The organism is Staphylococcus gallinarum, from assembly GCF_029774255.1.
Lineage (GTDB): Bacteria > Bacillota > Bacilli > Staphylococcales > Staphylococcaceae > Staphylococcus > Staphylococcus gallinarum.
Genome location: NZ_CP069082.1, coordinates 1,516,022 through 1,531,287, shown reverse-complemented (window position 1 = coordinate 1,531,287; position 15,266 = coordinate 1,516,022). Strand labels below are relative to the sequence as shown.

14 protein-coding genes are annotated in these 15,266 nt (G+C 31.2%); 3 read left to right on the top strand and 11 right to left on the bottom strand.

Going from position 1 to position 15,266, the window contains the following annotated elements:
* Window positions 1–103: 103 nt before the first annotated feature.
* The 5 genes from brnQ3 to JN168_RS07205 form a co-directional block, all read right to left on the bottom strand.
* Window positions 104–1,447: a branched-chain amino acid-like transporter carrier protein BrnQ3 gene (gene brnQ3, locus JN168_RS07225; RefSeq protein WP_042738709.1), complete on the bottom strand. Its 1,344-nt coding sequence runs from the start codon at window positions 1,445–1,447 to the stop codon at window positions 104–106.
* Between the two features lie 115 nt (window positions 1,448–1,562).
* The gene (locus tag JN168_RS07220) at window positions 1,563–3,455 is read right to left on the bottom strand and encodes a vWA domain-containing protein (protein WP_279525722.1); all 1,893 of its coding nucleotides are present in this window, start codon (window positions 3,453–3,455) and stop codon (window positions 1,563–1,565) included.
* Between the two features lie 12 nt (window positions 3,456–3,467).
* Window positions 3,468–4,259, bottom strand: coding sequence for an ATP-binding protein (locus JN168_RS07215; protein WP_042738707.1), 792 nt, complete (start codon window positions 4,257–4,259; stop codon window positions 3,468–3,470).
* 273 nt (window positions 4,260–4,532) lie between these two features.
* Entirely contained in the window at window positions 4,533–4,736 is a 204-nt protein-coding gene (locus JN168_RS07210) for a DUF6501 family protein (protein WP_042738706.1), read from the bottom strand.
* 14 nt (window positions 4,737–4,750) lie between these two features.
* Complete coding sequence (locus JN168_RS07205; RefSeq protein ID WP_042738705.1) at window positions 4,751–5,560, bottom strand: VOC family protein; 810 nt, start codon at window positions 5,558–5,560, stop codon at window positions 4,751–4,753.
* Window positions 5,561–5,776: 216 nt separating this feature from the next.
* Between JN168_RS07205 and JN168_RS07200 the strand changes: the two genes are divergently transcribed.
* On the top strand, window positions 5,777–5,968 hold the full coding sequence (locus JN168_RS07200; RefSeq protein ID WP_042738704.1) for a hypothetical protein: 192 nt from the start codon (window positions 5,777–5,779) through the stop codon (window positions 5,966–5,968).
* Between the two features lie 852 nt (window positions 5,969–6,820).
* Here JN168_RS07200 and JN168_RS07195 read toward each other — a convergent pair.
* From JN168_RS07195 to JN168_RS07175, 5 genes are all read right to left on the bottom strand, one after another.
* Window positions 6,821–7,639 carry an ABC transporter ATP-binding protein gene (locus JN168_RS07195; RefSeq protein ID WP_279525721.1) on the bottom strand — a complete coding sequence of 273 codons (819 nt, stop codon included), beginning with the start codon at window positions 7,637–7,639 and terminating at the stop codon, window positions 6,821–6,823.
* A 302-nt stretch (window positions 7,640–7,941) separates the two neighbouring features.
* Window positions 7,942–8,946 carry a Gfo/Idh/MocA family protein gene (locus JN168_RS07190; RefSeq protein WP_042738701.1) on the bottom strand — a complete coding sequence of 335 codons (1,005 nt, stop codon included), beginning with the start codon at window positions 8,944–8,946 and terminating at the stop codon, window positions 7,942–7,944.
* 38 nt (window positions 8,947–8,984) lie between these two features.
* Window positions 8,985–10,133: a Gfo/Idh/MocA family protein gene (locus JN168_RS07185; protein ID WP_229367197.1), complete on the bottom strand. Its 1,149-nt coding sequence runs from the start codon at window positions 10,131–10,133 to the stop codon at window positions 8,985–8,987.
* A complete protein-coding gene (locus tag JN168_RS07180; RefSeq protein WP_042738699.1) occupies window positions 10,133–11,017 on the bottom strand; it encodes a sugar phosphate isomerase/epimerase family protein in 885 nt (294 codons plus the stop codon). Before JN168_RS07180 ends, JN168_RS07185 begins: the two co-directional genes overlap by 1 nt.
* Before the next feature lie 52 nt (window positions 11,018–11,069).
* Window positions 11,070–11,936, bottom strand: a complete 867-nt coding sequence (locus JN168_RS07175; RefSeq protein ID WP_232138655.1) for a sugar phosphate isomerase/epimerase family protein — start codon at window positions 11,934–11,936, stop codon at window positions 11,070–11,072.
* Window positions 11,937–12,044: 108 nt separating this feature from the next.
* On the opposite strand from JN168_RS07175, the gene JN168_RS07170 reads away from it, so the two are divergent.
* Window positions 12,045–12,920 (top strand): helix-turn-helix transcriptional regulator, encoded by an 876-nt coding sequence (locus JN168_RS07170; RefSeq protein WP_232138654.1) that lies wholly within the window; start codon window positions 12,045–12,047, stop codon window positions 12,918–12,920.
* A 226-nt stretch (window positions 12,921–13,146) separates the two neighbouring features.
* On the top strand, window positions 13,147–13,698 hold the full coding sequence (locus JN168_RS07165; RefSeq protein WP_042738696.1) for an XRE family transcriptional regulator: 552 nt from the start codon (window positions 13,147–13,149) through the stop codon (window positions 13,696–13,698).
* 285 nt (window positions 13,699–13,983) lie between these two features.
* Here JN168_RS07165 and sucB read toward each other — a convergent pair whose 3' ends face one another.
* On the bottom strand, window positions 13,984–15,255 hold the full coding sequence (sucB, locus tag JN168_RS07160) for a dihydrolipoyllysine-residue succinyltransferase (protein WP_042738695.1): 1,272 nt from the start codon (window positions 15,253–15,255) through the stop codon (window positions 13,984–13,986).
* Window positions 15,256–15,266: the final 11 nt, after the last annotated feature.

Here is a 15,266-nt window from a genome sequence, read left to right as displayed (position 1 = left end):
AAGGAAGTAGAATCATAAATAACTGTATTTAATTATGATGATAACAATTATTTATTTAACTGTTATTTCTATGTTTAAATCAAAATTTTAATATATACTATCTCTATTCTTTTTCATACACTATGGGTGATTGTTTTTTAACAAATGCTGCTACGATATACCCGATAATAGTGAAGATAACTGCTATAGGGAACCATTCTAACGAGTACTGTTTTAATGGTAGACTATCGATAAAATTAAGCTTTAACCATCCCTGTGTATGGATAACACTTAAAACTGAGATGATTGAAACGATAGCAATTGGTATTTGTTGTGCAATTGGTTTTGTAGGTATTAATCTTGCCAATAAGATTAATAAAATTATAGTAATTGCTACCGGATATACAATGCTTAGAACTGGTACAGACATTGTAATTACTGAATTTAATCCTTGGTTTGCTAATATAAAACTAATTATCGTAAAGATGATAACATAAGCTTTGTATGAAAGTTTAGGAAAAATTCTGTGGAAGTATTCTGCAACTGCCACTACTAACCCACAAGCTGTTGTTAAACAAGCAAGTGCAACAATAATACCTAATAGATATTTACCAAATGTTCCAAATCCAATACTAGCTACTGTTGTTAGCAAGTATGTACCGATGTTTTGATCGTTTGCTTTCAAGCTAGCAATTTTTCCTGAAGATAAATTCATATGGTTACCGATAAAGCCTAGTGAAACATATATAAATAATAAGGCAATAGCCGCAATTAATCCTGCAATTAAAGTTTGTTTGAAGATTTTGTTTGCATGAGTAATGCCTGTTGCTTTAACTGCGTTCACTACAATCATTGAGAATGCAATAGCCGCAATTGCATCCATTGTTAAATACCCATTTGTAAAACCTTGTGAGAAACCAGTAAAGTTTGATGTGAAACCTTCTGCTGCTTGGCTACTAGGATTTCCGTGATAATCCATAAATCCTTTTACAATCATTGCTAAAATAGTAATTAATAATAATGGTGTAAGAATAGAACCGATTCTGTCGACCATTTTATTAGGATTAATACATAGATATAACACAATTAAGAAATATATAACTGTAAATATAAATAATGCAAGACTACTATTTGTGTGTGCAATTGGTGTCACTGTCATTTCAAATGATGTTGATGCTGTACGTGGTATTGCAAATAGCGGTCCAATTGTTAAATAAATAATAATTAAGAATACAATAGAAAACTTAGGAGAAATCTTATTTAAAGATCCAATATAGCCTTGTTTATCTAATGCACCTACGATTACACCGAGTAATGGTAAACCGATTCCTGTTAAAGCAAATGCTAAGATAGCTGGCCAAAAGTATTCCCCACTATCTAGACCTAAACTAGGTGGAAAGATTAGGTTTCCTGCCCCAAAAAACATGGCAAATAATGTGAAACCGATAATCCAAGTATTTTTATTCATTTTTGTTGCTCCTTCTAAATTTAAAAATAATCTTACCTATTCTATCATGTCTGAAAATATTTATCTATATAAATTTCTGAATATTTAAATAGATAGACGAATATTTATTAAACATTTAAAAGGATTTTAAGAGTAGTTTTTTTAGTAAAGGTGATAAATGACTAGGTAAATTTTCTACGCCTTCAACGAATAAAGCATATTGACCATAAATATTGTGAATCGTCTGCTCAATGTCCTCTGTTATCGTGTCTTGACTTAAAAATACATTAAAGACTTCTAACCCCATTTTCCTCGCAGTTTCCACAGCTTCATAAGTATCTAAAATACCATCTTGACTGTAATTATAAGCAGATGGTTCACCATCAGAGAAAACAATAAGGAAACGTTGATTATGCGAACGACGTAACAAACGATCACTCGCTATTCTGATAGCTACGCCGTCACGGTTATCATCTTGAGGCGTAAGTGCCATAATCCTTGGTCCATCTTTAGGATTTGTAGAGTAATCATAGCTAATTATTTCATCAATAATATTAGGTTGATTTAAGTTATCAGCATCAAATGCATCTTCGTTAAATGCCAGAATTTCATGTTTCACATTTAAAGATTTTAATGTTTCATGAAAGAGCACCACACCTTTTATCGTTTCTTCCATTTTATCTTGCATGCTAGCAGAAGCATCTATTAATAATGTGAAAGTAGCATCGAAAGATTGACTCAAATCTTGCTTTTTGTAGAATAATTTATATTGATCATCGATAAACCAATTAAGTAAATTCTTTTGTAATCTACCTTTAGTTAAATTATGTCTTGCATCTTGTGATTCACGATCAATTGCCTTTTTTATGATTTGAATTAAGTCCTTAGTTTCAAATTGAACTTGTGACTCAACAGTTTGATATTGCGTTAAGTATTCCGGTAAGATATCAGGTTTATTCCATTTAATTTCAACATTTTCATTGATACCTGTTAAGGCAAAGGCTGGATTAACTCCTACGTTTTCTCCGCCTTCATCTTCACGTTCAGTAGTAGTACCTTTACCTTTTTTAGATTGCATATCTGTCATATCATCTGATGGATCGCCTTCTCTAGCAGTATCATTGTCACTCATGACATCACTATTTTCACCTTCATGTAATTCCATTTCTAGATATGCCCCACCTTCTGAAGCGCTATCTTGGTTATTAGATTCCATTTCTTCTGCTACAATGTCTGCATCTTTGTCACTTTCTTGATTTTGACCGTCAACATTGCTCGCGTCTGTACGTGTTAAATCTGCAAATTTTAATTCATGCATTGTTTCATACACCTTTTTAGGTAAATGATAATATTCATTTAACATATCTTCATTTAATAAATGATCGATTTGATACATGATTCGCTCAGCTAAATACATATTGTCTTCAGATGTTGAATTATGGAAAAAGTTAGGTAAATATTGGTACATTACGAATACTGCATCATCAATCTGTGAATTAATATCCGGTAAATCATAAAAGTTCTCTTGTAAAAATGACTTTTCCAAACTTAAAAATAATAAATCTGTAAATGTTGTTTTAGTCTTATAAACATTGATTTGTGTTTGTGTAAAATTCAGACGAATTGCTTTACGTTTTCGTATGGCATTTGTTGTCGAAGGTCTTTCTGACATAATAAAATTTAATACTCGCATATCCTCTAATAACTTAAAAAGTTGTTGGAAAAATTTAGGATGCTCAAACTCATCGTTATGGATAACCTCATGGACAACAGTTTCATCCATTAATTTATATCCATATGCAGCAAGTAGTACGTCTGTTTTTAAGCCCATTGTTTCTATATCTGATTCTCTATGTGACCAAAACGAACTGGTAATTAATATATTCTGAATCGGGTCATAATAAGGGAATTTCTGTATTTTTACTTGTGTTTGTTCATTTTTTAGAAGTAATCGAGCTAAATCTTGAAGCATCATCACTTGCTTCGCATCTAATTGCTCGTCGTTAAATTTAATAAAACGATCACTCATGATTATCCCTCACTAAAAGTTTAATTCTACTGCATTGATTATCGCCTGTTGTTCTCTTTCATCTTCAAGTTTATCAATTATCGTTCTCTTAATTGCTCTTTTTATTGGCATGATTGTAGCTAAATCACTTAAGTCTAATAATGCACGTATACTTGCTGCTTCTTCTGAAATTTGTCCTTGTTTTGACATTGTACGTAAGTCTTCATTGAATTTAATTATACTTTGAATGAGTATCTCATCTTGTAATTGACTTTGTTTTTTAATAACATCACTTAAGATGTCTCCGTCAATATAATCTACTTGAATTACTACAAAACGGTTCTTCAATGCTTCATTCATTGGTAACGTACCGATGTATCCTTCATTAATAGCAGCAATTACATTGAAACCTGGAGCAGCGTTTACGACTTCTCCTGTGAAGGGGTTCGTCAACTTTCTACGATAATCTAGTACACCATTTAATATAGGTAATGTTTCAGGTTTGGCCATATTGATTTCATCAATATAGAGTAAGTGCCCTTCTTTCATAGCTTTAATCACTGGTCCATCTATAAAAACAATTTCTTGCGAACCGTTATCCGTTGTTTGTATTGTTTTAAATCCTAACAAACTTTCTGCATCTAAATCTACAGAACAGTTTATTTGATGCATTGGTCTATTTAGATGTTCACTTAATGATTCAGCTAATTTCGTTTTACCTGAACCTGTTGGTCCTTTTAATAATAAGTTTTTGTTTAATTCCATTAGTGAGATTGCATCATTAAATACAGTTTCATCTTTGTTTATATATTGTGCATTTGCCATTGTCATTCTCCTCTTATCTAACCTTTTCTATTATATCGACACATTAAAAATAGACCGGAATTTGAAATGAGTAAGCATCGTTTCGGTTGCTATTAAAAGTGTCCGAAAGTAATATCAAATAAAAATATTATAACCCACATTACTTAAAAATAAGTGAATCATAATATTTTCTTTTAAATATTACGCTTGCCATTCCAAATTCTAGTCTAAATTTGATGAAAATAAATGAATAAGTGTTTAATTAATACATTATATGATTTCGGTGTATATTGTTTAAACTTCCTTAAAATAAGTCTTGTAATAGCCACCAACAAGCCCAGAATTATCAATAATTTGATAATATTCTTCTGTTTCGTTAATTACATCATATACTTTGCCAACAGTTAACATATCCGATACTTTAAACTTTTGAGCATCTGTATGTGTAACTTCGACCTTTTTAATTGGTGTACGTTCTTTCCAAGTTTCGTGTAGCATTTTAAAAATCCTTTCTATTGTCCTTCTAATGTTAAGATAAATGTGATACCGCTATTCTCAGAAATTCTAATGGATCTTTCGCCATTTTGATCAAGACTTTGATATTTGATACCAATTGATTCTAATTGGTCAATTGCATGTTGAAATTGTGATTTAGATTCTGTAGCAAATTCTATTTGCTCTACAATACCGTGTTCAGGTAATTCTAGTGGGATATCAGAGGCATGAACATGTAACTCGCCACCTAGTCCACCATCACCAATTTGAAATACTTGAACCTTATAATCTGCAGTTGCTGAAGGTTTATATTCAGCAAAATGTATTAATCCGAACACCTCAGTTAATACCGATTGAGTAAGTAATAATTCATTAACTCTGATTATAACTGGACCCAACCCTTGTATTTGATGTAACGGATTTACTGTACTTTCAAATGTAGGCATACCGAGTGGTGCTCCAGTGTTATGTTCATTTGAATATATATTAAAAGGTTGAAGATTATCGTCTTTAAAATTAAAGTATTTATGACCATTCAAATCTGTAATTTCTTCGTATGCAATTTGATGTTTCGTTAATATTTCTTGATACTCATTCAGTCCTTCATCACTGGGTATACGAAGACCAATATTTTCAATATGGTTATTACGGTTATCATAGTTTGGTATTTCGACAAAATGCAGTCGTGTCCCAGAATTTAATTCAGCATCTCCAAAGCGAAGGGCCTGACCTTTTTCTGCAACATTCAGTCCGAGTATATCTTTAAATAATGTTTTAGTTTTCGCTAAATCGCTTGTACCTGTTGTAACACTTCTAAGACCATTCATTTAATGTACCCCTCTATTTTTGTCTTTTCAACTTATTATAACGCATTTTTCAGTATATTTGTATGACGAACTGTCGTTCTACTCAACCGTTCACAAAATTATAATTAAATGGCATTGGATATAGACTTGAAATGTATTAAAATGTATATATCATAAAATATAAATTTTAGGTAAAACTTCAATTTAAGTAAAAGTAAAGTGAAGGGGCGTTATTTTATGTCTGGAATTTGGATTATCTTTGCAATCACAGTGTTAATTGCAGTTTACTCAGGAATCACTTTCGTAACTAACTTAAATAGTAAACAGAAAGCCAAAGGTTCTGCAAAATCTAATAATAATATCTATGGAATAATCTTTCTAGTATTTTTGATTATTGCACTAATTGAATTGTTTTTGTTTATTGCTTAAATAAGTTTAAAGCAATATAAATATAATGATTAATTATTATAAAAAAGCGAGTTAACGTTGATGTATATGCATCAACGTTAACTCGCTTTTTTAATGTAGTGATTATTTTACCGACAACTTATGTAGATAGCTATTATATTTATAAGTCAGATGTTCTGTGAAAAAGTAATTTAATTATGAGATATGCACAAATGCAATAGACAATTGCTAATAATATAGCACTTAGAAATTGAAAATTTGTCAATTGTAAATTATCAGATGTTAATAAATTAATAAAACGATTGATTGGTGGGAACACCCATAAGATCCATTTTAATAATGGTAAACTTTCTATAAGCATAGTCTTTGTTAAGATGATAACCACAATTAAGGTTGTCAGCAGCCAGGTATATTTCTTACTCTTAATTATAGTATTGGTAACAAAAGTACCTAGTAAGATTCCAAAGACACTCATTAGACAATGAACAATAAGTCCAATGATGAGCAAATTGAGAGTCAGTGCTTTATCAAATGCCCCAATTATTATTGGATAGACCAGTGATAACACAATTAATGGACAACTGAATATAAATAAATACAATATCTTATTATTGAGATATCTTATTCGACTTTGTAATTGGCAATATAGAATATGACGTTCGTTCGTACCATCATGATTGAAATTAATAATGGTAATCCAAGTTAAAATAATAAATAATATGATCGCTGTCGAAGCGAAACTGGATAAAATCGGTATATTTCGATAAATGTATATGCCTACTACGCTTAATAAGAACAGGAATACAGGTGCTATGTATAGATAAGATTTTATAAATTTTGAATGTTCATATTTAATAAAAGTTGTGAGCATAGTTATAGGTCCTTTACTTCTATGATTTCATAGTTATGTTCAATTAATGACTTTATTAAAAGGTTGCTATTCGTTTTTAATGCTGTAAGCGCAATAATGTTGTGTTCTTTCTGTTTTTGATCAGCGATATATTGCTGAATTTCATTCGGCAATGTCGTTTTCTGATTTGGAATTAATATTTGTTTCAACTCAATGTTTTTCTTATCGTGTACCTGATAGAATTGTTTAGTATTTAAATTAAGTACATGAGTAACTATAGTATTTTCTATAATATGGTTGTGGGCAGTTAGGATAATCGTTTTATCATGCGCAAGTTCAGATAAATAATTTATAAATGTTTGTTCGGTTGCTTCATCTAATCCAGAGAATGGTTCATCGAAGATTAATATATCAGTATTGTTCAGTAAGCACTGAATAATATTGACTTTCTGCAATGTACCTTTTGATAATTCGGTTAAAGGTGTATTGCGAAACGCAGTTAAATTAAAGCGTTCCATTAAGTGATTTAAACCTTCATTGTCGATATAGTTTCTTTTATTGACGTGTAGTTTCCTAATGTAGTTTAGATATGACGCTACTGTTAATTTAATGTTTTTTGGTAAGGTATCTGGTGCATAGCTTATCGTGTACGAACAGTCAATATCTCCATATGTTGGTGTAATTAATTGGGTTAATAATTTTAGCGTAATACTTTTACCAACCCCATTTTGCCCTTTTATTAAAGTTATTGCATTCTTAGGGATATTAAAGGATAAATTTTCAATAATTCTCTTTTTATTATAATATTTAGATATATTTGTTGCCTTGATGGCATAGTCCATATTATTCCACCTTTGTTATTGCATAAAATAAATAAATTAACTAATATGTTGTAAAGTTCTTTTCATAAAATAATTGTATGAAAGTTAAATAGTAAAATCAATCATTTAGAGTGTAATATCAATATAAATGATAGCTATTAGGCTTTATGTTAATTATTTTTAGTAAAAGATAAATACGTAATGTAAATAATTGCTTTATATTTTGAAGTTAAATTAAAAAGACAAACCCTAATGCATTAGAACGACATAGGATTTGTCTCTTTTTTTATGAATTCATTTCACTTATTTTATATTTAATTTATTTATTCATTTAACATAACAGTTTGATTTGTGTGTGATGATTTTACTATGGCGTCAATCATCACATTGGCTGTAATTGCATCCTCAACATGAATATAATTATTTAAATTATAATCTATACAGTTATAAAAATGGTCTATTAGTTTTCCGTGACTGGGGCCATAATATGATTTTGTACCTGGCATGATATCATCTGCTGCGATTTGTTCTTTAATATTGTCTGAATTAACTCGTGTCAGTATATTATCTTTTATGGTAAGCTTTTCATTTTCAAAGATAACTTGTAATTCAATACTACTATTCGAAATACTAGCATTTGTTGCGAAAAATAGACCATGCGCCTTGTTGTTAAAAATAATATTTGCTGAAGCAGTATCTTCAACCTCAATATTGTAATCTAAAAGTTGTGTGGTATTACCGCGAATTGAATTCATTGAACCACCTAGAAGTTGCATTAAATCTAATGTATGAATTGCTTGATTAATTAATACGCCTCCACCAGAATGTTTTAACTGGCCACGCCACGGTTTATCAGTGTAATAGCTATTTGGACGTGACCATGTGACAAGTGCTTTTATTCCTTTTATTGGACCGTATATATTGCTTTCTACAATTTTTTGTAATGTTTGAAATGTTTTATTGTATCTATTTTGAAAGCAGATTCCAATTTTAATATGTGGATATGCTTTTTCTAGTTCTAATAATTCAGAGCCTTCCCTTGCATTAAGTGCTAAGGGCTTCTCTTGAAGTACGTGGACCCCCTGTTCCACACATTGTCTTGTAGCAAATAAATGCAAATAATGCGGTAAACAAATATGGACACAATCAAGATCTTCGTAATTTAACATATCTTGAAGCTTTTCATAAAAAGGAACTTCCGGAACTTTGTGTTTAAGTGATTGATCACTATCACATACAGCGATAACTTGCGCATGTGGATTATTATTAATGGCTTGTATATGGATATTTGATACATCGCCAAGGCCAACAATACCGATATTTAGCATACCATTCACTCCATTTGACTTTGTTTATAATAGATTTATTATTCGTTTTTCTCAGTTGTGATTTGTTTGTTTAATTCGAGTTCAAACTGTTGTGAATCAACTGGAAGTGTAACTTCTCTACCTAGCCAACTGGATAAATAAAATGCATTAACTAAATTTACACCATTAATACCATCACTTCCAGGAGCAATGAGAGGTGTTCCGTCAATTATATTAGCTGCAAAGTTGTTAAGTACATTAATATGTTGCTCTCCCCAAATACTGTTAAATTCAAATGTTTCTCTACTATAAATGTCATCTAATGCTTTGCCTTTAAATATTTCTTGTGCTTCAGACCAATTCATTTTATTGTTCATAGATGTTTCTGATTCGTTTAAACGTGTCAAGGTTAATTTAGAACTATCTTCAACAAGTATCTTCCCTTTATCGCCAGTTATTTCTAAACGATCTGTGCCTATCACATCGTGAGTACAAGTGATAAAAACACCAGTCGCTCCATTACCATAATCTAGAACCGTTGTAACATCATCATCGACGTTGAGTTTTCTTTGGTAGCCATATTTAATGTTTGAATATACTTTTTTCGGTAAACCACATAGCCATTGTAATAAATCGATTTGGTGCGGCGCTTGGTTGACTAATACACCGCCACCTTCTTGTGACCATGTTGCACGCCACGCGCTTTGATCGTAATACGCTTGTGGTCGCCACCAAGTAGTAATGATCCAATTTGTACGACGGATATTGCCAATTACACCAGTATCGATAAGTGATTTTACCTTTTGATATAGCGGATTAGTACGTTGATTGAAAAATATACCAAATGTTAAATGAGGTTTAGTTTGTGCTAAGTCAGTAATTTCTTGTACTTTAGAAGCGTAAATATCAGCAGGCTTTTCTAACAATGCATGAACTTCATGTGTTAAGGCATATTTTCCAATTTCAGTGTGTAGATAATGTGGTACTGTTGTAACTATTGCATCCACTTCACCACTTTTGATTAATGATTGATAACTATCAAAATATGGCACATTTGGATAAAGTTGTTGAACTTGTACTTTTTTTGCTGGATCAATATCACAAATGCCACCAATAACGAGATTTTCAACTTTGCCACTATTGATAAATTCTGCATAAGTACTTCCCTGTGCACCAAAGCCTATGATTCCTAAACGTACTTTTTCCATTAAGCATGCTCCTCTTCTAATTCTTTTAATATTTCTAATAATGCGTTGTATTGTATTTGATATGCCTCTGCGCCAGTTTGTGCAGCAGCATTTTCAATAGTTTCTGTAGAATGTTCAATCTCTAAATCTTTTATAGAATCGAAAAGAACTAAATGTGGTTCTAATGTTAAAAATCCACAATAACCATTATTGAAAAACTGCTTTAATATTGCTGCAATTTGACCATCACCAGTACCACATACGACATTGACATTGTCTTTATATACTGCATCTTTAATATGAATATAGTCTACATATTGAGAGAGTAAATCATAGCAATTTTGCGGATCTTCACCACATTGCACAAAGTTAGCAAAATCAAAAATTGCTTTAAAATGATCCGAAGCTACTTCGTCTAAAATAGTTTTACAACGACGACCAATATCTCCGAAAATATCTTTTTCATTTTCATGTAATAAAGTAACATGATGCGATTCTGCAATTTCTGCAAATTGCTGTAATTTTTCTACTACTTGTACTTTGTAATTATCAAAATTTTTATCTTTTGGTATATAAAAACTGAATATTCTAATGTAATCGCAATTTAATAATTTAGCGATTTTACATAGTTCCTCTAATTCTATTAATTGTTGTTGAAAAGATACTTCATCATCAATATAGATCTTTCCAATTGGTGAACCGATGGAAGATACTGCTATGCCCCATTGTTCCAGTTTTGGGATGACTTGGTCTTGAATCGTATTGACAGTAAATTGACTAATATTGTGCCCATCAATTGCTCGCAAAGAAATATAATTCATTCCTAGCTCTTTAACAGTTTTCAATTGTGTTGTAAAATCCGAAGCAATTTCATCAGAAAATCCTGATATTTTAATTTTATTCATTTTATTCACCTTTCTATTGTTAGCGCTTACAAAATTGTCGTTAATTTGAGGTTTAGAACCAATCTCGGTAGCCATTAGCCAATAAATAATCACGGCTTGTAACTAAACAATCATAAGCATCTTTACCATAAAGTGCATCTTGTTCTACGAAGAAATATTCGCTACCACTGTCAAAACCTGCTTGAATAATCTGCGGTAATGGTAGATTACCTTCACCAAGTTCCGCAAACTGAGTAATCATATGAAGCATGAAATAAATCTTTTCATGACCTTCTCCTGGATATTGATCCATATCAATTTCACCAATTCTGTAATCTTTTAAATGAATCGCACGAATTCTATTTTTATAGTTTTTCAGTACTGCAATAGGATCTAGTCCAGCTCTCCATATCCAATGAATATCTAATTCGAAGCCAAGAAGTGTCGTATTATCTCGCATTAAATCCAACATATAATGGCCATCGTATTTAACGAATTCTAAATTATGAGCGTGGTAATACAAATCAATACCTTCAGCTTTTAGTTGTTTGGCATAAAACTCACATTTATTTGCAAATGTAAGTGCCTTTGCTTTAGACCCCATATAATTTATTGGTAACATGCCTATTCTTAAAATATTGCAATTCACTGCCTTACAATCTGCAATGATTTTCTCTATATTGTTTTGTAATGTATCTCCAGGGAATTTTTCTGTTTCAGAAATATCTTCAACACCACAAGACATTGCTGAAATTTCAATACCTAAATCATTGATTGCCCGTTGCATTTCTGAAACATTATGTTCTGACATTTCAATTTGTGATACTTCAAAACTGTTATAACCAAGATCGTGTACTTTTTTTAAGACATTATATATACCTTCTTCATTAACCTTTTCTTTTAGCATCATCATTTGTACTCCTATACGTGGTTTAACCATGTCACTCATCCTTTCAATAAAAATGTTATAATATAAGTATATATTTTTAGAAAATTATGAACATTGTAAATAAAGAGGAAAAGATTGTTATTTGAGGAGGAATTCTAAATGTCATATAAAGATGAAATAATGTTCAACTTAGATACCATTTCCTTAAATCGTCATGGCTCTTACGCGGCATGGCATAAAATAAGTGATGGACATTTTGGTAATGAACTACATTATCATGACCATTACGAAATATTCTTTTCATTATCAGGCAACATGATCTATACAATAGAGGATCGTACATATCAATTAGATGTTGGTTCTTTATTAATTATCACACCCTATGAATTTCATAAACTAAATGAGCAATTAGACGGTCATGCTGAAAGAATTGGTTTAAGGTTTAATCGTGATTTGATAAAAAAATTATCTACTGAAGATTTTGACTTAGGACAATGCTTTGATATTTCTTCAGTACATTTCAAAAGTCTTTTACAATTAACAGAAATACAAAAAAGAGAATTGTATTATATCTGGCAAGGTTTATTAAAGGAACAGGACCATAATTATAGTGGGAAAAAGCTAAATGAACATGCATTATTAACACAATTCTTTATTATTCTAAATAGAGTTGCAGAAGATAATAGAACGTTGGAACCATACCAAACGAACAGTTCAGAACTTGTTAGACAAATATTAGATTATATGGAAGTGAATTTTGCCTATCCTATTTCTTTAGAAGATTTAGAGCAACAATTTTATGTAAGTAGATATAAAATAACTGAACAATTTACAAAATTAGTTGGATATCCACCCTATAAGTATTTGCTACATAAAAGACTGCAAAATGCGCAATATATGTTAAAAAAAGGAGAAAGTCCTCAACAAGTTGCAAATCTATGTGGTTTCACAGATTATTCTAATTTTTATAGAAGATTCAAATCAGCTTATGGATGTAGCCCAAGAGATTATTATAAACATTTTAATGCAAGTTAAATTAAAAATGCGATTCGTCTTATATGTATGACAGTGTATTTTTATCAAAAATATCAATAACTATCACAAAGTTTAGTTTTCGAGTATATGATACAATGTACTGTTATTACAATAACTTGACCCCTACCCTATACCAATTAATGTTATAACGTCTAAAAATATGTTATAACATATGTAAAGATTTAATTATTTTATACAGAAAAATGAATATAAAGGTGTGGGTTTAATGGAGGATATCAATAAAATCGTTGCAGAGAATTTAAAATTTTATCGAAAACAAAATGGTTACTCTTTAGAATATTTGTCAACCATTTCTGGAGTGAGTAAAGCAATGTTAGGACAAATTGAAAGATATGATTCCACTCCTTCTCTTACAGTTTTATGGAAGATAGCACACGGTTTAAAGTTGTCACTTGCAGATCTAACAACTGAAATACATGTAAACCATGTGAAGAAAATATCAGCTGAACGATTGGAGACCATACAATCATCAGATGATGGCTATATAATATATCCATATTTTACATTTGATATACACAAGAAATTCGAATCTAAAATGATTAGTTTAGAGCGTAACGGATTTATGAACGGAACACCATATGGCGCTAGCAGTACTGTTTATATAACAGTCTATGATGGTTATTTATCATTAACGATAGATGGAGAACGCTATAACGTTAACAGCTTTGATTCAATAAAGTTTAATGGCAATGTCTTCCATATATTTGAAAATCATTCAGAAAGCCTATGTAGGTTTAATATGATGGTACATTATTGATTAATTGAGGGGAGATATCCCTTTACTTTATACAAGCTCATATAGTGATTATATGAGCTGTGAGTTGATCTCAAACATTTGTTAGAATTATATATAAAACACTTTCGTTGACTACATTTAAAATGAATCATACGGAGGTGTTTTTTATATTTCAATATTTTTATGTTTACTTAAATTAATCGAGGTACGTTTAAAGGCATATTACCCTAAATCTTTAAAAGTAAAAAAATACAACGACGCTGAACGCCGTTGTATTAGGGTTTATAAACTATTTTGTGTTGTGGATTAAGATTCTAATAGTAAATCTTCAGGATTTTCAATTAAATCTTTGATTGTTTTTAAGAATCCTACTGCCTCTTTACCATCGATTATTCTGTGATCGTAACTTAATGCAATGTACATCATTGGACGATTTTCGATAGTATCAGCATCTATTGCAATTGGGCGAGTTATAATTGAATGCATACCTAAAATTGCAGCTTGGTTACCATTGATGATTGGTGTTGACATCATTGAACCGAAGATACCACCGTTAGTAATTGTAAATGATCCGTTTACCATATCATCTAAACCTAATTTTTTATCACGTGCTTTTTTCGCTAGGTTTGCAATTTCATTTTCAATTTCAGCGAAGTTTTTCTTATCGCAATCTCTTACAAATGGTACAAGTAAGCCATCATCAGTAGATACAGCAACACCGATATCGTAAAATTGTTTAGTAATCATATCGTCTCCATCGATTTCAGCATTTACTTCAGGGTATTTTTTCAATGCTGCGACAGCTGCTTTAGTAAAGAATGACATGAAACCTAATTTTGTTCCATCATGATCTTTAATGAATTGCTCTTTTTTACGTTTACGTAAATTCATTACGTTTGTCATATCAATTTCATTGAAAGTCGTTAACATAGCTGTATTATTAGAAACCTCTAATAATTTTTTAGCAGCAGTTTTTTTACGACGTGACATTTTTTCTCTAATTACAGGTTTAGATGGATTTTGTGGTTGTGCTTTTTTAGGTTCTTCTTTTGCAGCAGGTTGTGATGCCTGTTGATTATTTGATTGACTTTGGTCTACATGAGATTTACGGACAATATCATTTGATTGTGGTGCTACTTCTGATAAATCAATGCCTTTTTCACGGGCATATTTACGCGCAGATGGTGTAGCATTGACACGTTGGTGTGAGTCTTTATCTGAAGATGAAGATGCATCTTGTTTAGATGATTCATCATCTGATTTATCATTCTCATTACTTGTTTCTTGTTTAGCTTCTTCTTGTTTAGGTGCATCATTTGTTGAGCCGCCATCTGCATTGCCACTTCCTTCACCAACGACAGCAATTGCTTGACCTACCTCAACTGTATCACCTTCGTTAGCTAATTGTTCTTGGATTACGCCTGCCTCTTCAGAAACAACTTCAACGTTTACTTTATCTGTTTCTAATTCGACAATAGCTTCTCCTTTTTCAACGCTATCGCCTACTTGTTTTAACCATTCTGCAATGGTACCTTCTGTGATTGATTCTGCTAATTCTGGAACTTTTACCTCTGGCATGCTTAACTTCC

Coding starts and splice junctions, on each gene's coding strand:
- JN168_RS07200 (WP_042738704.1), top strand. CDS start 5,777: ATGTCTGGAATTTGGATTATCTTTGCAATCACAGTGTTAATTGCAGTT.
- JN168_RS07215 (WP_042738707.1), bottom strand. CDS start 4,259: ATGGCAAATGCACAATATATAAACAAAGATGAAACTGTATTTAATGAT.
- sucB (WP_042738695.1), bottom strand. CDS start 15,255: ATGCCAGAGGTAAAAGTTCCAGAATTAGCAGAATCAATCACAGAAGGT.
- JN168_RS07170 (WP_232138654.1), top strand. CDS start 12,045: ATGTCATATAAAGATGAAATAATGTTCAACTTAGATACCATTTCCTTA.
- JN168_RS07175 (WP_232138655.1), bottom strand. CDS start 11,936: ATGGTTAAACCACGTATAGGAGTACAAATGATGATGCTAAAAGAAAAG.
- JN168_RS07190 (WP_042738701.1), bottom strand. CDS start 8,946: ATGCTAAATATCGGTATTGTTGGCCTTGGCGATGTATCAAATATCCAT.
- JN168_RS07185 (WP_229367197.1), bottom strand. CDS start 10,133: ATGGAAAAAGTACGTTTAGGAATCATAGGCTTTGGTGCACAGGGAAGT.
- JN168_RS07205 (WP_042738705.1), bottom strand. CDS start 5,560: ATGAATGGTCTTAGAAGTGTTACAACAGGTACAAGCGATTTAGCGAAA.
- JN168_RS07180 (WP_042738699.1), bottom strand. CDS start 11,017: ATGAATAAAATTAAAATATCAGGATTTTCTGATGAAATTGCTTCGGAT.
- JN168_RS07165 (WP_042738696.1), top strand. CDS start 13,147: ATGGAGGATATCAATAAAATCGTTGCAGAGAATTTAAAATTTTATCGA.
- JN168_RS07195 (WP_279525721.1), bottom strand. CDS start 7,639: ATGGACTATGCCATCAAGGCAACAAATATATCTAAATATTATAATAAA.
- JN168_RS07210 (WP_042738706.1), bottom strand. CDS start 4,736: ATGCTACACGAAACTTGGAAAGAACGTACACCAATTAAAAAGGTCGAA.
- brnQ3 (WP_042738709.1), bottom strand. CDS start 1,447: ATGAATAAAAATACTTGGATTATCGGTTTCACATTATTTGCCATGTTT.
- JN168_RS07220 (WP_279525722.1), bottom strand. CDS start 3,455: ATGAGTGATCGTTTTATTAAATTTAACGACGAGCAATTAGATGCGAAG.